The sequence below is a fragment of the Streptomyces sp. NPDC090088 genome (genome assembly GCF_044747345.1).
Lineage (GTDB): Bacteria > Actinomycetota > Actinomycetes > Streptomycetales > Streptomycetaceae > Streptomyces.
The window spans coordinates 814,446-833,540 of the sequence record NZ_JBIVDZ010000004.1; the positions used below are offsets into that span (position 1 = coordinate 814,446).

Consider the following 19,095-nt stretch of genomic DNA (forward strand, 5'->3'; position numbering starts at 1 on the left):
CGCCGCACGCGCTCCGCCGGTTCACCGCAAACGGAGGGTGTAACTCAGATCACGTGAACCGCATCGGCCGCTGTGGCGTGGTCAGTTGGGGAGTGACCGCCCCGAGCCCCGCAGCTTCCGGGAGGAACTCGTATGCCACGCCCGACCGACTGGAACGCGATCGGGCTCGACGGCGACCCCACACCGGGCGATCCCGACCAGATCCGGACGCTGTCCACCGAGCTCAACCACCTGGGTTCCGAGGCCCGGCGGATCAGTACGGCGATCGACGCGGTCATGAACACCGCCGGTGACAGCGTCTTCGTCGGCGAGGCCGCCAACGCGCTGCGCGACAAGGTCAACGACCGGCTGCGCGGGCACATCGAGGACGTGGCGCAGTCCTTCGAGACCGCGGCGAGCGCGCTGACCACCTGGGCGGACAAGCTCGTCGATCTCCAGTCCCGGGCCGACGGCGCCCTCAACTCTGGCCGGGGGCTGTCCGAGGACGACTCGAACCGGGACACCTACGCCTCGACGGCACGGCAGGCCGGCACCGAGCACGGCGAGGGCGCCGCCGCGGCGGCGGGCAGCATCTCCGGCGTCTCCGACATCCAGCTGCCGATCTCCAAGTGCCAGCTCTTCTGGGAGGCGTTCCAGTGGCTGGCGATCATCCTGATCGTCCCCGCCCTCATCTTCGGCGGCCCGATCGCGCTGCTCGCCCTCGGCGTCAACCTGACCCTCTTCATCAAGACGATCGTCGACTTCGCCAACGGTGACGCCAGCTTCCTCGACCTCTTCCTGGCCGGGCTCGGCATCCTGGCGCCCACCACCAAGGCGCTGCCGATCTTCCAGATCATCAAGGGCGTCGCTACGAGCGCCTTCGCCAAGGGCTTCGCCAACATCGCCCGGGGCACCTTCCAGGCCCTGCGCAACCTGTTCACCAACGGCTTCCGGCCCACCACCCTGCTGCTCGGCCTCAAGGACCTGGTGCGGCTCGGCAGCACCTGGGTCTACAAGGGCGGCCTGTGGGTGCTGGACGGCATCCACAACCTGCCCAACATCATCAGCAAGGGAGTCGACTCGGTCAGCCTGACGATCGTGCAGGGCTTCAAGGCGATCCCCGGCTTCGTCCGCGGACTGCCCGAGACCCTCTCCCGGGGCTGGCAGACCACCAAGGAGTGGGTGGGCAAGGAGTTCGGCGGCACCAAGTGGCTGCGGATCTTCCTGCCGGTGGACGCGGCGGAGATCGGCGAGTACGGCTTCGCGCGCGCCCTGCGCATCAGCCTCTTCGACCGCGGTGTGCTGGGGCAGCACGTCTTCGGCGCCCCGATCACCAGCAGCATCGGCCGTACGATCAGCTCGGTCCCGGTCGACCCGCGCACCGTCGACGCCCTGGTCGACATGCCGCGCATCCAGCTGAACGAGGTGCGGTTCGGGGCGGGTTCCGGGCAGAGCAGCATCCGCAACCTCGACCTGAACATCCCCAGCACCCATCTGGACGTCACCTCGACGCTGCGTCCGCCGTCGCTGAACCTGGGTGACGTGGGCGCGATCGCCCACCGCGGCAACTTCGGCGTCCAGGCGGGGCGCACGGTGGACGCGCTGGTCGACATGCCCCATGTGCAGCTGAGCAACGTCCACGTGGGGAACTTCGGCTCGCTGGGCGGGCGTTCGGAGCAGCTCGGAGTGAGCGTCGGTGCCACCCCGACCATCACCACCGCGTCCGGCCTGCACGTGCCCGCGTCGGCCGGGGTCCCCGGCGCCACGCACGGCATCACCAACACGCCGGTCACGGCGGTCTCCGGCGGCGCCCACACCACGCTCACCGGGCTGCCCGGGACCCCGCACACCGTCACGGCCGCCGGTGACGTCCTGGCGCCGGGCGGGGCGCACGGCAGCACGCACGCGCCGGGCACCTCGATCCTCACCGGCACCCACTCCTCGCCGCCCCCGGTGGCCGCCACGCTCGGCGACCTGTCCACGCCGGGTTCGCCCACGCCGGGCACCCTGCACTCCGCGCTCACCGGCAACCCGGGCGTGGGCACCGTCCACGCGCCCGGCACCCCCGGCCTCGGCACCGTCCACACGACGCTGACCGGCACCCCGGGCACGAACGTCGCCCACACCGCGCTCAACTCGACGCCCGCGCCCGGCGCCCCGCACGACGTGACGGCCCCCAACAGCCTGCTCACCGGCCCCACCACCGTCACCCACCCGTCCACGACCGGCATCGGGCACGGCGGGCCGGGGAGTGTGGACACCCATGTGTCGGCGTTCGACCTGCTCGCGGGCGGCGGCCACCGCACGCCGGACTCCCCCGTGGCCCCCGGCACCGGCAGCACCCTCGCCGACCGCACCACCAGCGCCCTGCACGCCAACCAGACCCGGCTCCACCTCGACGAACTGGTCCACCAGCCGGGTTCGCCGCGCCCCGGTACCCCGCCCGAGCAGCTGCCGCACGGCTCGCCGAACCCGGCGCCGGGCACCCCGGACCGGCTCACCGTCAACCCGGCGGCACCGGACCGGCCGACCGTGAACCCGGCCGCCCCGGACCGGCTCACGGTCAACACCACGACCCCCGACCGCCTCACGGCCACCCCCGCCCCGCACGACCGGGGACCGGTCGGCCCCGGCGGCTCCGGGCACCCCGGACCGGGCGGGCAGCACGGCCACTCGGCCCTCGACCTCGTCGACACCGGCCGCAGCGCCCGCGGGACGGACACCCCCGCCCTCGCCGGGGCGCCCGCCCACACGGACGCCGACAAGGGCCTGGCCGGGTCGGCGTCCGGCACCTCCGGGCACACCCCGGAGAGCCTGTCGGCGCACCCCGCGCCGACTCCGCCGCAGACCCACACCCCGCTGCCCGCGCAGCACACCCCGGCGCCCGCGCCCCACAACGCCGGCGACGGCGGCGGCGTCCCGTTCGACGAACTCCTCAAGGACCGCAACGTCGTCAAGGTCCCCGGCGATCACGAACTCGCGGTCCGGGCTCCCCGCGGGGAGCAGCCCCAACTCCACGGCGACGCCGCCCGGTCGGGCCTGTTCACCGTGGAGAAGAACGGCCCGACGGGCTTCGTCGTACGGCAACTGGAGGCCGTCGGCGGCACCGCCGTCGTCCACACCTGGAACTTCCGGCGCGTGGGCATGCGGATCGGGCTCGCCGACCAGAGCGTGCGCCTGGCGGACGGCCCGTTCACCGGCGTGACCGTCAAGGTCACCGACAAGTCGGCCGCGCCGGCCGACGGCGCCGCCCGGTGGCCCGCGAAGCTGGGCGCCGACGGCGAGATCGTCATCGCCTCGGCCTCCGGCAGCCACGTCTACAGCGCGGCCACCGGCCGGCTCGTCCGCTCGGCCACCCCGGACGTCACCCTGCCCCCGCGCCCGGCCGGACTCACCGGCCAGGCCGCCGACAGCTGGGACGCGGCCGCCCACGCGGCCCGCGGCCACATGGGCAAGGCCGCGACCGACAACGAGGTCAAGCTGTTCATGCAGGGCGTCATCGGCGGCGCCTTCACCTCGAAGAAGGGGTACGGCGGTTTCGTCAAGCCCAGCGCCCTGGAGGCCAACCCGGGCCTGGTCGGCAAGGTCGAGCAGTTCAACAAGGTCGCCGGTGACCTGATGTTCGAGGGTCCCAACCAGCGCATGACGGTGTGGCGGGGCGTGTCGATGGACCCGCGGGCCGCCCAGGCCGACGTGTTCGTGGAGCGGTTGCCCGCCTCGACCTCCAACAACCGCGCCTTCCAGGCGGAGTGGGCGAAGAACGGCGTCAACAGCAACCGCGTCGTCTTCGAGATAGACGTCCCCGCCGACCACGGCAAGCTCGCCATGGCCTACCCGCCGGGGTACACCAAGGCCGCCGACGACGCCCTCGCGCTCAACCAGGACCAGTGGGAGATCACCCTCTCGCCGACCCGGCTGGAGCGCACCGGACCGGCCCGGGTCGAGGACGGCATCACCGTCATCCCGGTACGCGCCGAGCAGATCCCGCAGGCCCAGCTCGACGGTCTCATCAACGAGAAGTGGTCCGGGCTGCACTCGGGCGAGGCCTTCGAGGACTTCGGCCGCGCCTTCGGTCAGGACTCGATGCGCCGCTGGGAGGGCCTCGGCGACGCGGTCGTGCGGGAGGGCGGCGACGGCCCGAACGTGAAGACGTTCACCGTCGGACGGCCCGGCCACACCGACGAGATGACCATCACCGTCACCCACAAGGTGGACGACAACGCCGTCTCCGTCACGATCACCGGCGGCGACCGCACCTTCAGCAGGGAGTGGAGCGGCACCGGCTTCAACGACCTCGCCGCCGACCTGCGCGGCCACGTCCTGCACAACAACGAACTGCTCAGCTCCCTGCCGACGCCCACGTCCTGGGGCAAGGAGCTGCCGAGCCCGGCCCACCCCGCCGCGGCACACACGGACACGCCGGTCCCCAGCCCGACCCGGGGCACGCCCGACACGGAGACGGCTCTGCCGGGGACCACCCACACCGGTTCCGACACGGAAACGGCCGTACCGGGCACGGCACACGGGACCCCCGACGCTGCGCCCGCACCGCGGCCGGACACATCGCGTGCCGGTGGCGGCCAGGAGCTGCCGGGGCGGGGAACGCGGCTCACGCCGGCCCAGATCGAGGAGGCCTGGTTCCGGGACGGGCAGCGCGTCGACGCGTTGTTCGGCCACGCGGACGACCCGCTGCGGCAGGCCCGCCGGGACGCCTGGCGGGACCACGTCCAGGCGCGCTACGACCTGGGCCGGGCCGAGGAAGACCTCCTGCCGCACAACGGCCGGGCGGGCAGCTCCAGCGGCCCCACCGTCGCCGAGATCCGCGCTCGCGACAGGGTGGACACCGCCCGGCAGCAGTACGAGACCACCCACACCCGTCTGACCGACCTCGACGTCAACCCGGTGCGGATGGAGGCCGACCTCGACGCCCTGCGCCGACTCAGCCTGAAGGAACGGCCTCGCGCGCTCGGCGGCACCTCCCTGCCCGCCGGCGGCGCGACTCCGCCGCCCGCGCACACCGCCCCGACCCTCCACAGCGAGACGGAGACGGCCGCCGCGCTGACGCCTCCGCAACGGCTGGCCAAGACCTTCGGCGAGCACACCGAGGCCCAGCGCGGCGTTCAGCAGGCCGAGAGCAACCTCGCCAACGCCGGTGGCAATCAGCGCCCGGCCATGGAGGCGGCCCTGACCAAGGCGAACGAAGAGGCCTCTCAGATCACGGTCCGCCTGGACGAGGAGATGACGCAGGCGCTGGCCGACGGCCGGCTCTCCCAGTTCGACCTCAACCTGCTGGTCGACCAGTTCGCCGGCGCCGGTGACATCCAGCGGGCCCTGCGGTTCCAGGAACACGCTCTGGGTCTGGACGCCCAGGCCCGCACCGCGCCCGGCGCCGCCCGCGGGGACCAGTTCATCCGCACCGGCGAGGAGATCGAGTCGCAGTCGGTCACCGTCCGGCGGCTCGCGGGCGAACTCGAGTCCCTGGTGCGGGCGGGCACGGCTCCCCACAGCGAACTGAAGGGCCTCGCCGAGGGGCTGGAGCAGGCCGCCAAGGACCTGGACGCGGCCCTCCAGGGCCAGGTCAAGGACGCCGCCCGCTTCGGGGGCACCTACGCCCTGCGCAACGAGCACACGCCCGTCGCCGCCGTGGCCCACCATCTCGCCGAGCTGGTCGACGACGCCGTCAAGGCGGCGGAGCCGGGCGACAAGCTCGTGCTCAAGGGCTTCCTCGGCACCGACGCCTCCGTGGAACGGATCCAGCGCGGCCTGCCGGACCTCCTGCGCCGCTACCGCGAGAACCAGGCGTTCGGCGACGTGCACACCGGGCGGCAGTGGAAGGCGCTGCTGCCCGGGACCGAGGCCCAGTGGCAGAGGGTGTTCGACGACTTCCAGGACTTCGACAAGCTCTCGCGGTCCCAGCAGCACGACTTCGTACGCACGCTGTCCGAGCGGAACATCGCCGACCTTCGGGCCGACGTCGACAGGATGCTCGACGGCCTGCCGTCCACGGAACGCGCCCGCTTCGAGCAGCTGCGGGACACGCTCCAGAACCTGCCCTACCGGATCAAGCACGCCACCCCGGCCTATCACGCCATCGCCAACAGCGGCGTCATGTCCTCCCAGGGCGACCTGAGCCGTCGCGGCGTCAAGTTCCTCGCCTCCGGCAAGAGTTCCGCCAACAACACCTCCAACCTGGGCAACGACGACTTCGTGTTCTTCCGCATGGACGTCGGCGACAAGCCGATGGCCACCCGGTACGGCCCGACCACGCTCGTCTTCGACGCCAAGGTCCTTGAGCAGAAGGGTGGCTGGGTCTCGCTCCACGACCAGCTGCATCCGCTGGACCGCGACACGATGAGCCGGCTGACGTTCGGCGACGACGTCGTCCGCAGTGCCAAGTACGACGAGGGCTTCGACGAGGTCGGCAAGCGCGGTCGCTGGACGTACGAGTACCCCGACCACAGCACCCGGCACGTCTCCTTCGAGCAGGAGGTCTTCCACGGGGCGCACGTGCGGGAGGCGCTCGCCCTGTCGGTGGTGCGCGAGGTGCACCTCATCGGCGGCGGTTTCAAGGACGACGTCTTCAGGCTGCTCGCCGAGGGCGGCCACCCGGAGGAGCTGGGCTCGGTCATCTCCAAGCTGTACCGGCCCGAGGCGAAGTTCGGCTCCGGGCTGCCCATCAACCCGCTCGGGAGCCATGTGGACACCGAGTGGCCGAGGCCGCTCGCGGTGCACGACGCGGACGGCGACGGACGCTATCTGGCCGACGGCACGGTCGACCCGGCCGCGCGGGCCGCCGGCAAGGCGTTCGACGAGGCGTCCGACCGGCTGCGCCAGGCGGACAACGCCGTCAAGAGCAACAACAACAGGGGCATCCGCTACAACCTCACCAAGGCACGGCCGCTCGCCGAGCAGTCGGTCGAGCTGACGCGGCAGTTCCACGACATCGCCGACGGCGCCCGCAAGGACCTGGCGAAGACGCTGCTCGACGAACGCGTTCAGCTATTGGACAACATCAACGCGCGGTTCGGGGCGCTCAAGACCACCCCGAAGCCGGCCAAGGCCCCGGCCGTCAAGACCCCGGCCGCCGGGACGTCGACGGCGGGTCCCGGCGCGGGCACGGCCGACCTGAGCGAACTCCCGCACCAGGTCGAGCGGGCACTGGACTCGATTCCGGGCATCACCGCCGACATGAAGCAGATGGCGCGGGCGCTCGGCCACTCGGACGGCTTCCGCGCGCTCAAGAACTCCAGCAGGGCCGCCCACACCAAGGGCGCGGTCGGCCTCGGCGTGAGCGAGTTCAATGTCGCGTTCCGGAACATGCGCGACGCGAAACTGGTCCAGGGGACCCCGGCCGGTCTCCACCTCACCGACGAGGGCCGCGCACTTCTGCAACTGCCGCCGAGCGCCGAGACGAAGACACCGGCACCTGCCCTGGCCGGCACCTCGACCGACGTCCCCTCGACCCCCGTCCGCGCCGAACCCCACCTCCCCCACGCCCAACCGGCCCCCGACACCAAGCCGCCCACGCTCACGACCGACGGCACCCCGCCCCACGGCCCGACCACCGACGCCCCCGCACCCCACCCGCTCGACACCGACGCCCCCGCACCCCACCTCGCGGACACCGACGCGCCGGCACCACACTCTCTGGACACCGACCAGACCCCACCGCTCGCGAAGGACACCGACACCACCACACCGCCCCGCCCCGCGGACACCGACACCTTCCAGTCGCACCCGCTCGACACCGGCACGACCACCACCCGCCTCACGGACACGACCGCACCGCGACTCACGGACACCGACGCGCCGGCACCCCACCGCCTGGACGCCGACACGACCCCACCGCTCTCCAAGGACACCGACACCACCACACCGCCCCGCCCCACGGACACCGACACCACCGCCCCCGTACCTCACCGCGCCGACACCGGGCACACCACGCCGACACCGGCGGTGGACAGCACACGGCTCGACGGCACACGCCTCGACAGCGCACAGCACGACGGTGGCCGCTCGGCTCGGCCGCTCGGTGACTCCGTGCTGGACGACATGCTGCGGCCGCCGCCCCGGCGGAACCCCGACACCACGCGGGACACGGCGGCGCCTGGCGGTGGTCACCCGGCCACGCCCGATCTCCTCGACCGGGCCGCCTTCCGGCAGAGTACGTACCGGGCGCACGGCATCCGGGCGCGCTCGCAGATCCAGCACGTCGACCGGGCGCTGGACGACTTCCTCCGGGTGCCCGCCGACCGGCTGGGGCAGCGGGCCACGGCGCTCGACAACCTGGTCGGCGCCGCCGAGAACTTCCTCCAGGTCCGCCCGGGGTCGGTCCGCCGGGCCGGCGTGGAGCGGCTGCTGGACCAGGCGCGCGCCGAGGCGAACGCGTACCACCTGCTGGACGACTTCCACCGGCCGGGCGGTGCCCCGGACGGCCTCGCCGACCACACCCGTACCGCCCTCGCGGCCGGCGGCACGAGCCCCGGGACGCACACCAGGCTCCAGACCATGCTCGACGAGCTGGACCGGACCCGGCTGGCCCGACGGCAGACCGATGCCCTGGACCTGCTGGACACCGCCCCGCCGGTCCCCGTCCGGCAGGACCGTGGCAAGGCGCCCGTGCGGCAACAGGGCACCACGCCGTGGGCGGCGGAATCCGCGGCGGTCACCGATCTCCTCGGCGGCGAGGGCCGCCCGCTGCGCGAGGCCTGGTCCGAGCTGACGTCCGCCCGGCAGGAGCTGGGCCGTGTGGAGGAGCTGCGGGGGAGGCCGGGCGGCGCCGGCACCTCGCAGGGCGTCAACGCGTACGACGTCCAGCTCAACAACGAACTGCTCCGCGCCCAGGACAGGTTCGACACCGCCTACCGCAACCTGGAGGACATCGGCGTCCGCCCGGCCGACATCGACGCCCGGATGCAGGAGATCGAGTCCGCGGGCACGCGGCGCGGCGCGACGCTGGGCGCGGGCAGGCTCAACACCGTGCCCGACACGGTCCCGGCCTCCGTCGAGCAGATCGGGCTGAACAACTCGGGCGTCTCCGGGCCGAACGGCCTGGTCATCGAGCGGACCGTGGCCGCCGACAACACGGTGACGCTGCGGGTGCTGGACGGACAGCTGCACCCGGACCCGGGGCGCACGGTCACGCCCGGTGCGGCGGACGGGCACTTCGACGTCCGGCACACGGCCTCGGACGTCGTCACGACGTACACGGCGAACGGCGACCGGATCGCCGACGACATCCCGCTGTACGACGGCGCCGGACAGCCGACGGGAACGCGGCTGCACACGGACATCGACGGCCACGGGCGCCGGCAGACCCCGAGGGTCGACGGCCCCGGCGGGGACCGGCTGGCCGCCTTCGTCCTGCCCGGGGACGCGACGCGGATCACCCATCTCGACACCGGTGTCACCCACCGCGTCGACGCCCAGGGCACCCTGGGCGACGAGGGCCTCCAGCTCACCGGCCGGGACGGGGTGCCCACCGGGACCGACCGGGTGCGGGTCACCGACGGCACGGAGGTCCATGTCACCGATCTCGCGGGCGACCGCCTGGACCTGCGGGTCCAGGACCTGGGCGACGGGAACGGGATGCGGGTCACCGACGACGCGACGGGTGTCTCCGACCGCTACGACGCCCGGGGCCGGCTCCAGGAGACCGGTGTCGCGCTCACTGACCCGCAGGGCGCACGCGGACGGTGGTTCCTCGCCGACGACGGCACGGGCCGCTTCCTGACCGACGCGGCCGGCGCCCGGCAGACCGAGACGGTGACCACGCTGGACGGCACCACCGGATTCCGGGTGACCGACGACGCGACCGGCACGACCACCCGGTACGCGGCCGACGGCTCCTTCCAGGACACCGGCCGGGCCCTGGTCGACCCGGTGACGAACGTCCGCGACGGCCGGGTCGCCGTACCGGACGGCACGGGCGGCCACCGGCTCACCGACATCGCCGGGCGGCCACTGCCGCAGCGGGTCGTCGAGGTCGGCGGCACCCGGCTGCGCACGATCGACGACGTGTCCGGCGCCTCCGTGCTGCACGACCCCGAGGGCCGCCCGGTGAGTACGTCGACCGCGCTGGCCGACCCGGCGGGCGGGCCACGCGGCGCCCGGTTCGCCGAGCCCGACGGCGCCGGCGGCCTCCGTCTCACCGACGCCGACGGCAACCGGCTGCCCGACACCGTGACCGCGATCGCGAACAACAGCGGTTTCCGCACCGTCCACGGCACCGGTCACCACACCTTCGCGCCCAACGGCGACCTCGCGGGCGACGGGCTGCGGCTGACCGGACGGGACGGCGTACCGGCCGGACATCTCGACCGGCCACTCGTAGGGGCTCCGCACTGGCTGGACGACACCTTCGCGCCGGATCCGGCGCGGGCGGTCACCCTCGACCCGGCGGCCGGCCGCATCGAGATCGCCCGCCCCGGCGGCGGCAACCAGGTCTTCGACCAGAACACCGGACGGTTCGTCCAGGAGACGGTCCCGCTGCCCGGCGGCGGTCACCGGACCACCCTGTCCGACGGGACGTTCACCCGCTACGACCGCCAGGGCGCCGTCACGGCCACCGGTACCCCGCTGCCCGTGGGACACGGCGGACGCCTCCTCGTCGTGGACCCGCCGACCGCGGCGCACCCCGGCGCCCGGCTGGAGGACGCGGCGGGCGGCAGGCTCGCGCACTGGGACGCCGTGCGGCGGCCCGACGGCACCACGCGGATCGTGTTCGACGACCGGACCAGCCCGCGGCACGGCGAGTTCGTGCACCTGGCCGCCGACGGCAGCGTGGCCCGGCAGGGCTTCAACGTGCTGGACAGCGGGCGGCGGACGCAGTACCGGTACGTCGTCGACCACGCCACGGGCACCTGGGAACGGACCACCAGGTCCGGTGCGCCGGTGGCGGCCGGGTCCTTCCAGCACGGGACCGCCGACCTCTCCGGCGCCGCACAGGGCCACATCAAGCTGCTCAGCTCGACCAAGAAGCAGGTGCCGGTCTTCGAGCGCCGGGTGCTGCCCGGTGCCTCCGGCGACGTCGTCGACTCCTTCCGGCGGACCGACACGATCGACTTCGCCCGCACCAACCCCCGTACCCACTGGGTGCGCTGGGACGACACCGGCACCCCGGTCGGCAGGGGCAGCCGGCACTACGACACGGCGGGCACCGGCTGGCGCGACACCGACGGCTGGGGCCGCACGGTGCGCGAGTACCGCGACGGGCTGCAGAAGTTCAACGGCCGGGCCGGGCACACCCTGGGCGTCCACGACGGCAACGGGGCCTGGACCTGGCACCGTTACGACGGCGACGGCAGGGTGATCGCCTCGGGCCCGCGGACCCGTGAGCACGTCGGCAGCGGCTGGACCGACCGCACCGCGGGCGGTGACATCGCCCAGCGGCAGTGGGGCATGGCCGAGTGGCCCGAGCGGGCCGGCCAGTACCAGGAGCACGCCATGAACGCGGACGGCTCCCCGCGCGGCACCTGGGAACGGCACTCCCCGCACGGCAAGGAGGTCGGCAAGCACGAGGTGTTCGGCGACGGCTTCCTGACCACCGACCGCTGGCGCGAGCAGCGCCCGCCCACCTGGGTCCGCACCCGCTGGCTGGCCGGCGCCGAGCACACCCGGCCGCCGTACGCCCATGTCCGGGGCGACGACACCTACCAGCTGTTCACCTGGACGAAGGAGGCGGGCGACGGCACCACCACCTCCGGGGTGCGGTACGTCGGCATGGACGGCAGCGCCCTGGACCTGGCGGCCGACGGCACCTTCGCGCGCTTCAGCGGCAAGCTGCACGACGGAACGTCCCTGAAGGTCGGCGATCACGCGGCGCGTCCGGGCCACCCCCCGGCCGACGCGGCCGACCACCCCTGGCAGGCCGGCGATCTCAGGGGCTACCGCCAACCGCTCGCGAACGACCCGCAGGGCAGGCTCTGGCAGGACCTCTACCAGGACGCCGGCGGCGTCACCCGGACCGCCCGCGAGGGCCGTCCGAACGGGGTCGTGCGGGAGTTCACCGGTGACCGCACCTGGGTGGACCGGGACCCGCACGGCAACCTCGTCGGGCAGAGTCACGCCCGTCCGGACGGCACCGCCGGCCGGGTGGTGCAGGGTTCCGGCCGCGCCGACTCGGGCCGCTGGACCTGGCGTGAGCTGGACGCCCAGGGCGCCGAAGTCGGCAGCGGCCGACGGGAGTTCTTCCGTGGCTCGAACGACTCGCGGCTGCCCTGGGACGACTCCTACCGGGACTACGACCGCAACGGCAACCTGGTCCGCGAGCGCCGGATGCTGGACTCCGGCCGGTACGTCGACGCCTGGCGGGACAACCAGGGCGACTGGCGCGTCAGTACCCACGAACGCAACGGCACGCCGGTGGCCATGGGCGACGGCGAGCAGGTCCGCCGCTGGTGGAACGGCCGCGCCTGGCAGGACCGGTGGACCGACGGCGCCCGGTACTTCCGGGACGAGCTGCGGGTGCCCGGCCAGGACGCGCCCGTCCTCCTGCGCGAGACCCCGCTGCACAACGGCGGGCCGCTGCGGGTGCGGGCGTACAGCACGACCGTCACGCAGAACACCCCGGCCGGCTCGGTGTGGAAGGAGTTCGACCACGGCGGCGTGGTGCGGGAACGCAAGGCGGACGGCGGCGGGTTCCTGGAGACCGACGCGTGGCGCGGCCAGTGGAACCGCTACAACAGGAACGGCGATCTGATCGCCCAGCGCACCGACAACGGCCTGGTGTTCGAGCGGGACACGTTCAACACCTGGCGGCTGGTCGGCAACGAGTACGACTTCCGGGGCGCGCTGACCGAGATCCGCGGCTGGGGCCGTACCACCCGTGAGGCGCAGCGCATGCCGTGGTCGGGCACGGTCGTGCCGGACGGCGGCGCGGCGCTGCGCGAGGCGCGTTACGAGCCGTACTGGCAGAGCGTGGCCAAGAAGGCGGCGCTGGAGTTCGGGCAGGAGTTCATCCTGGAGTTCGGCGCGAACCTCGCCGTGAACGGCATCGTGGCGGCCGTCCAGAACAAGCCGTTCACCGGCAAGGACGCGCTGAAGTCGTTCGCCAACGCGGCGGTCGGCGCGACCATCAAGACCGGGCTGAGCACGGCGGTGCACGAGAACCGGGCCCTCGGCTTCGAGAAGCTCGGCCAGTACAAGGCCGGTATCGCCAACATCGACGGCGGCAAGCCGTGGACGCGGCGGCCGCTCAACCACGACAAGACCTGGGTCAACGAGTGGGCGGGCAACGAGACGCCGACCCGCTGGCGCGGCGGCACCTACGACTTCTCGTTCGGCGTCCTCAGCAGCGCGCTGTCCGGCTGGGTCAACGGCAGTATGAACGCGGCCGTGTGGGGTGTGACCAACGCGGACGGGCAGACCGTGAAGCTGCACGGCGGGGACGCGGTCTGGGAGGGCGGGATCAACGCCGCCGCCTCCGTGACCACGGCCGCCACCACCGGACTGGTCAAGAACGTGTTCGTGATGAGCGCGGGCAGCCGGCTCTTCCACCGCCAGGGCTTCGCCGAGTTCTGGATCCAGCTACCCTTCAAGATCTTCGAGAAGTCGATCCAGTCGCTGTACCTGACCAGTGCCTATCGTGCGAGCATCAATCCCACCTATTACCAGGCACCTTGATCAACGCAGCGGCGATCACCGAGGACTGAGGAACACAGATGACCACCCGTCACACCGTGGCGCCCAAGGGGCAGGGCGGCCGGGGCGCGTACCGGACCATCGGCGAGGCGGTACGGGCCGCCTCGCCCGGCGATCTGGTGGTGATCGCCCCCGGCACCTGGACCGAGAACGTGGTGCTGGACCGCGCGGTCGTGCTCACGGCGGAGCACGGCCGGGGCAGTGTGGTGATCGCGGCGCCGCCCGGTGAGGCCGCCGCGGTGACCGTGGACGGCCCGGACTGCGCCCTGCACAACATCACCGTGTGGGGGTCCGACGCGGGTCTGCCGGCCGTGAGCGTGTCGCCCGGCGCCGGGCTGGTCCTGGAGGAGTGCTCGGTGGAGGGCGGCCGGGTGCAGGTCAAGGGCCCGGAGGACGAGGAGGGCGGTACGACGGCGGTCGTGCTGCGCCGCTGCCGTCTGGAGGGGGCCCGGCTGGCCGGACTCCATCTGGCGGGCGGTGTCCGGGCCCGGCTGGAGGACACCGCGGTGACCGGCGTCGACGGTACGGGCGTGGTGCTGTCCGGCACCGCGAGCCTGGACGCCGTACGGCTGCGCCTGGAGCGGACGACCGGGTCCGGGGTGCGGCTGCGCGGTCGGTCGCGGCTGCGGCTGACCGACTCGGTGCTGGCGGGCAGCGGCCGGGCGGGGCTGCTCCTGGAGGACGCCACCGAGGCCACGGCCGGGGAGTCGCGTATCGAGACGCCCGGCGCGGCGGGGGTGCACCTGACCGGGTCGGCGCGTGCGGAGCTGACCGACTGCCGGATCCGTGGGGCGGCCGCCAGCGGTCTGGTCGTCCAGGAGACGGCCCGGTTGAGCGCCTCGGGCTGCTCGGTCGCCGACGCGGGGGCCAACGGGCTGCTGGTCACCGGCTCGGCCGAGGCGGACCTGGCCGACTGCCGGATCGACCGCAGCACCTTCAGCGCCGTGCATCTGGCCGGTGCGGCCGTCGGGCGGCTCGCCGACTGCCGGGTGCGGGGCGGCTCCGAGCACGGGGTGCACGCCACCGGCGAGGCCCGGGTCGAACTCACCGACTGCGGGATCGCCGACGTCGCCATGACCGGGGTGAGCGTCCTGGAACGGGCGGTGGCCACGCTCACCGGCTGCCGGGTCGCCGGGTCCGCCGCCGGGATCGGCATCGGCTCGCCGGCCGGCAGCACGGTCGCCGACACCACGGTGACCGGGACCAGGGAGATCGGCGTACAGGTCGCCAAGGGCGCCGCCGCCGCCCTCGCCGGGATCCGGATCAGCGGCGCGGGGGCGGCCGGGCTGGTGGTCGACGAGGGCGCCGAGGCGACGGTGGCCGGCGGCCGGGTCGAGGACTGCGCGGGCTCCGGCGCGGTCGTGTGGACCGGCGCCCGCCCGGAGGTGACCGGCCTGCACATCGACCGCCCGGGCAAGAACGGGCTGTTCCTGGCGGAGGGCGCGGGCGGCACGTTCACCGGGGTCGAGGTCACCCGTGCGGGCTTCCCCGCGCTGCATGTGGCCAAGGGCGCCGACCCGCTCTTCCGGCACTGCCGGATCCGGGACTGCGCGGAGGCGCTGGGCACCGACGAGGGCGCCGAGCCGGTCCTGGAGGACTGCACGGCCGACGGCACCCCGCTCACCTTCGGCACCCCGGCCGCGGCCCCGGCGAACGGCAGACCCGGTACGTGCGCGCCCTCCGCGTCCGCCGCCAAGGCCGCCGACGGCGCCGAGGAGCCGGAGGAGGAGAACCTGGAGGACCTCCTGGGCGAGCTGCACGAACTGGTCGGCCTGGACCGGGTGAAGCAGGACGTCGGCTCCCTGGTCAAGCTCATGCAGACGGTCCGGCGCCGCGAGGAGGCCGGGCTGCCCGCCCCGCCGCTCAGCCGCCACCTGGTCTTCGCCGGCAACCCCGGCACCGGCAAGACCACCGTCGCCCGCCTCTACGGCCGTCTCCTCAAGGCCCTCGGTCTGCTCCGCCGGGGCCATCTGATCGAGGTCGACCGGACCGCGCTGGTGGGCGAGTACGTCGGCCACACCGGCCCGAAGACCACGGCCGCCTTCAACCGGGCGCTCGGCGGGGTGCTCTTCATCGACGAGGCCTACTCGCTGGCCCCGGCCTTCGCGGGCAACGACTTCGGCACCGAGGCCGTGGCGACGCTGGTGAAGCTGATGGAGGACCACCGCGACGACGTCGTGGTCATCGCCGCAGGCTACCCGGGTGACATGCACCGCTTCATCGGCTCCAACCCCGGTCTGGCCTCCCGGTTCGGCCGCACCCTCCTCTTCGAGGACTACGAGCCGGCCGAGCTGGTGTCCATCGTCGAGTACCAGGCCGGGCAGCACCGCTACGAGCTCACGCCCACGGCCCGTACCGAGCTCGTCGGCCTCTTCGAGGCCATGCCCCGGGGCGAGGGCTTCGGCAACGGCCGCTCGGCCCGGCAGATCTTCCAGGAGACGACCGAACGCCAGGCCCAGCGCGTCGCCGAGCTCGCCGCCCCGACGCCGGAGCAGCTGATCAGTCTGGAGGCCCACGACCTGCCCCACCCGGCCGCCCGCTGAGAGCACGCGGCGTTCCGTACAATTTGAGGCCGAACGAAATTCGCGAAGGAGCCACCCGTGCCCGGTCAGCGGTCCATCACCGAAGCCGAGAAGCTCGCCTCGGCGAAGCTCGGCGGCATCCCGATCCACCGGGACCAGATGGCGGCCGTGGCCAACATCCACCGGGCCGCCTCCGCGGTGCGCCAGCATCTGGAGAACTCGGTGCTGCGCGGCTCCGACCTGACCTGGACCGCGTTCGTGGTGCTGTGGGTCGTCTGGGTGTGGGGCGAGTCGGAGACCCGGCATGTGGCGGAGGAGGCCGGGATCTCCAAGGGCACGCTCACCGGGGTGGCGCGCACCCTGGAGTCGCGGGGGCTGCTCGCCCGGGCCGGGCATCCGAGCGACGGCCGGCTGGTGCTGCTCAGACTCACCGACAAGGGCGAGGAGCTGATGCAGCGGGTGTTCCCGGCGTTCAACGAGGAGGAGGCCTTCGTGACCACCGGCCTCAGCGACGCCGAGTGCCGCAGCCTCGCGCAGGGGCTTCGGCGGGTCGTGCTCCAGGTGGAGGAGCACGGTGAGGAGCGGCGCCGGGAACTGCTGGACGGGGCCGAGCCCGCGCCCCGCCGCAGCGGTCGCCGCCCGAAGGCCTGATCAGGCGGCGGCCCTCACCAGCGCGTCGAACAGCCGCTGCTGGACGGGGTCCTCGTGCGCGGTGTCCTCCGGATGCCACTGCACGGCGGTGAACCAGCCCCGGGCGCCGGGGAGTTCCAGTCCCTCGACCGTGCCGTCCGCGGCGGTCGCGGTGACGGTGAGCCCGTCGCCGAGCCGGTCCACCCGCTGGTGGTGGTAGCAGGAGGCGTCCGCCTTCTCCTCCCCCAGCACCCGGGCGACACGGGAGCCGGCTCGCACGGTCACCGGGTGGCGCAGGTGCCGGTGGGTGCGGTCCGGACCGCCCATGTCCTGCTCCAGGGTGCCGCCGAGCGCCACGTTCACGGCCTGGAGTCCCCGGCAGATCGCCAGCAGCGGCAGCCCCGACTCCAGCGCGTGCCGGGCGACTTCGAGGTCGAAGGCGTCCTGGAGGTCGTCGACGTCGTAGACGCTCTCGTGGGTGTCGCCGGCGCCGTAGCGGTACGGGGCGAGGTCGCCGCCGCCGGGCAGCAGCACCCCGTCGAAGCGGGCGAGCCGGCCTGCCACGTCGGTGTCGGCGGGGTGGATGCTCGCGGGTTCGCCGCCGGCCCGCCAGACGGCCTCGATCAGCGCGCGGGCGTTGACCTCTGCGGCGAAGCGGAGTGCCGAGGTGGTGGCGGAGAACCGGGCGGGTACGGCGATGAGCGGGCGGGGCGGACGGGTCACAGCTGGATCCAGGTCGTCTTGAGGTCGGTGTACTTGTCGATCGCGTGCGCGGACTTGTCCCGTCCGTTGCCGGACTGCTTCATGCCGCCGAAGGGCACGGTGAGGTCGCCCTCCTCGTAGCAGTTCACCCAGACCGTGCCGGCCTTCAGCGCGCGGGAGACCTGGTGGGCGGTGGACAGGTCGGAGGTCCACAGTCCGGCCGCGAGCCCGTACTCGGTGGCGTTGGCGAGCCGGACCGCCTCGGCGACGTCGTCGAAGGCGAGGACGGAGAGCACCGGGCCGAAGATCTCCTCGCGGGCGAGGCGCGTCCCGGGGCCGACGCAGTCGAAGACGGTCGGCCGCAGATAGCTGCCGCCGGTCTCCGTCAGCGCCCGCTCGCCTCCCGTGCGCAGCCGGGCGCCCTCCTCGCGACCGGCGGCGATGTGGTCGCGTACCCGCCCGAGGTGGGCCTCCCCGACCAGCGCGCCCATCTCGGTCGCCGGGTCGAGCGGGTCGCCGATGCGCAGTTCCTCGGCGCGGCGCACGATCGCGTCCGTGACGCGCTCGGCGATCGAGGAGTGCACCAGGAGCCGGGAGGGCGCGGTGCACATCTCGCCCTGGTTGAAGAAGATCCCCCAGGCGGCGGTGGCGGCGGCCGCGTCCAGGTCGGGGGCGTCGGGAAGGACGATGTTCGGCGACTTGCCGCCCAGCTCCAGCCAGACCCGCTTGAGGTTGGAGTCGGCGGAGTAGCGCAGGAAGTGCCGTCCGACGGCGGTGGAGCCGGTGAAGGCCAGCACGTCGACGTCCGGGTGGAGGCCGAGGGCCCGGCCGGCGGTGGGCCCGTCGCCGGTGACGACGTTCAGCACGCCCGGCGGGAGTCCGGCCTCGGTGCCGATCCGGCCGAGCAGCAGGGCGGAGAGCGGGGAGGACTCGGACGGCTTCAGTACGACGGTGCAGCCGGCCGCGAGCGCCGGGGCGACCTTCCAGCTCGCCAGGGTGAGCGGGAAGTTCCAGGGGACCACCGCGCCGACGACCCCGGTCGGCTCGCGGGTGACCAGGGCGAGGGTGTCGGGGGCGGTGTGCGGGGACTCGTCGGTGAGTTTGTCGGCGAGCTGCCCGTACCAGCGGAAGGTGTTGATCGCGGCGCGCAGTTCGATGGCGTACGCCTCGGTGATCGGCTTGCCCATCTCCAGGGTGATGGTGAGGGCGAGCCGTTCCCGGTGCTCTTCGAGGAGTTCGGCCATGCGGAGCAGGATCCGGCCGCGTTCGGCGGGGGCCAGGTGCGGCCAGGGGCCGGAGTCGAAGGCGCGGCGGGCGGCGGCCACGGCGAGGTCGACCTCGGCCTGTCCGGCGTCGGCGACCCGGGTGAGGAGCTGTCCGTCGCGGGGCGAGACCACGGCGAACGCGGCGCCGCCGCCGGGTTCGTCGGTGCCGTCGATGTGGTGGTGTGCGGGCAGGTCGAGGGCCTTGGCGCGGCCGAGGAGTTCGTCGTGGGTGAGGTCCAGCATGGTGGTCCCGTCGAGGGGTCGGGGGGGGGGGGGGGGGGGGGGGGGGGGGGGGGGGGGGGGGGGGGGGGGGGCGGGCGGCCCCCCCCCCCCCCCCCCCCCCCCCCCCCCCCCCT

General features: G+C 73.6%; 5 protein-coding genes. 3 read left to right on the top strand and 2 right to left on the bottom strand.

What is annotated here, in order from left to right; translation table 11 throughout:
• The first annotated feature begins 132 nt into the window (after nt 1–132).
• Genes ACIPSJ_RS23580 through ACIPSJ_RS23590 form a run of 3 tightly spaced genes read left to right on the top strand, consistent with a single transcriptional unit; the run spans nt 133 to nt 16,793 of the window.
• Complete coding sequence (locus tag ACIPSJ_RS23580; protein ID WP_401348491.1) at nt 133–13,602, top strand: hypothetical protein; 13,470 nt, start codon at nt 133–135, stop codon at nt 13,600–13,602.
• Between the two features lie 38 nt (nt 13,603–13,640).
• Nucleotides 13,641–16,163: a right-handed parallel beta-helix repeat-containing protein gene (locus ACIPSJ_RS23585; RefSeq protein ID WP_401348494.1), complete on the top strand. Its 2,523-nt coding sequence runs from the start codon at nt 13,641–13,643 to the stop codon at nt 16,161–16,163.
• Nucleotides 16,164–16,220: 57 nt separating this feature from the next.
• Nucleotides 16,221–16,793 carry a MarR family winged helix-turn-helix transcriptional regulator gene (locus tag ACIPSJ_RS23590; RefSeq protein ID WP_401348496.1) on the top strand — a complete coding sequence of 191 codons (573 nt, stop codon included), beginning with the start codon at nt 16,221–16,223 and terminating at the stop codon, nt 16,791–16,793.
• On the opposite strand, the gene ACIPSJ_RS23595 is transcribed toward ACIPSJ_RS23590, so the two are convergent.
• A complete protein-coding gene (locus tag ACIPSJ_RS23595) occupies nt 16,794–17,495 on the bottom strand; it encodes a gamma-glutamyl-gamma-aminobutyrate hydrolase family protein (RefSeq protein WP_401348498.1) in 702 nt (233 codons plus the stop codon). It abuts the gene before it with no gap.
• Nucleotides 17,492–18,982: an aldehyde dehydrogenase gene (locus tag ACIPSJ_RS23600; protein ID WP_401348500.1), complete on the bottom strand. Its 1,491-nt coding sequence runs from the start codon at nt 18,980–18,982 to the stop codon at nt 17,492–17,494. Before ACIPSJ_RS23600 ends, ACIPSJ_RS23595 begins: the two co-directional genes overlap by 4 nt.
• Nucleotides 18,983–19,095: the final 113 nt, after the last annotated feature.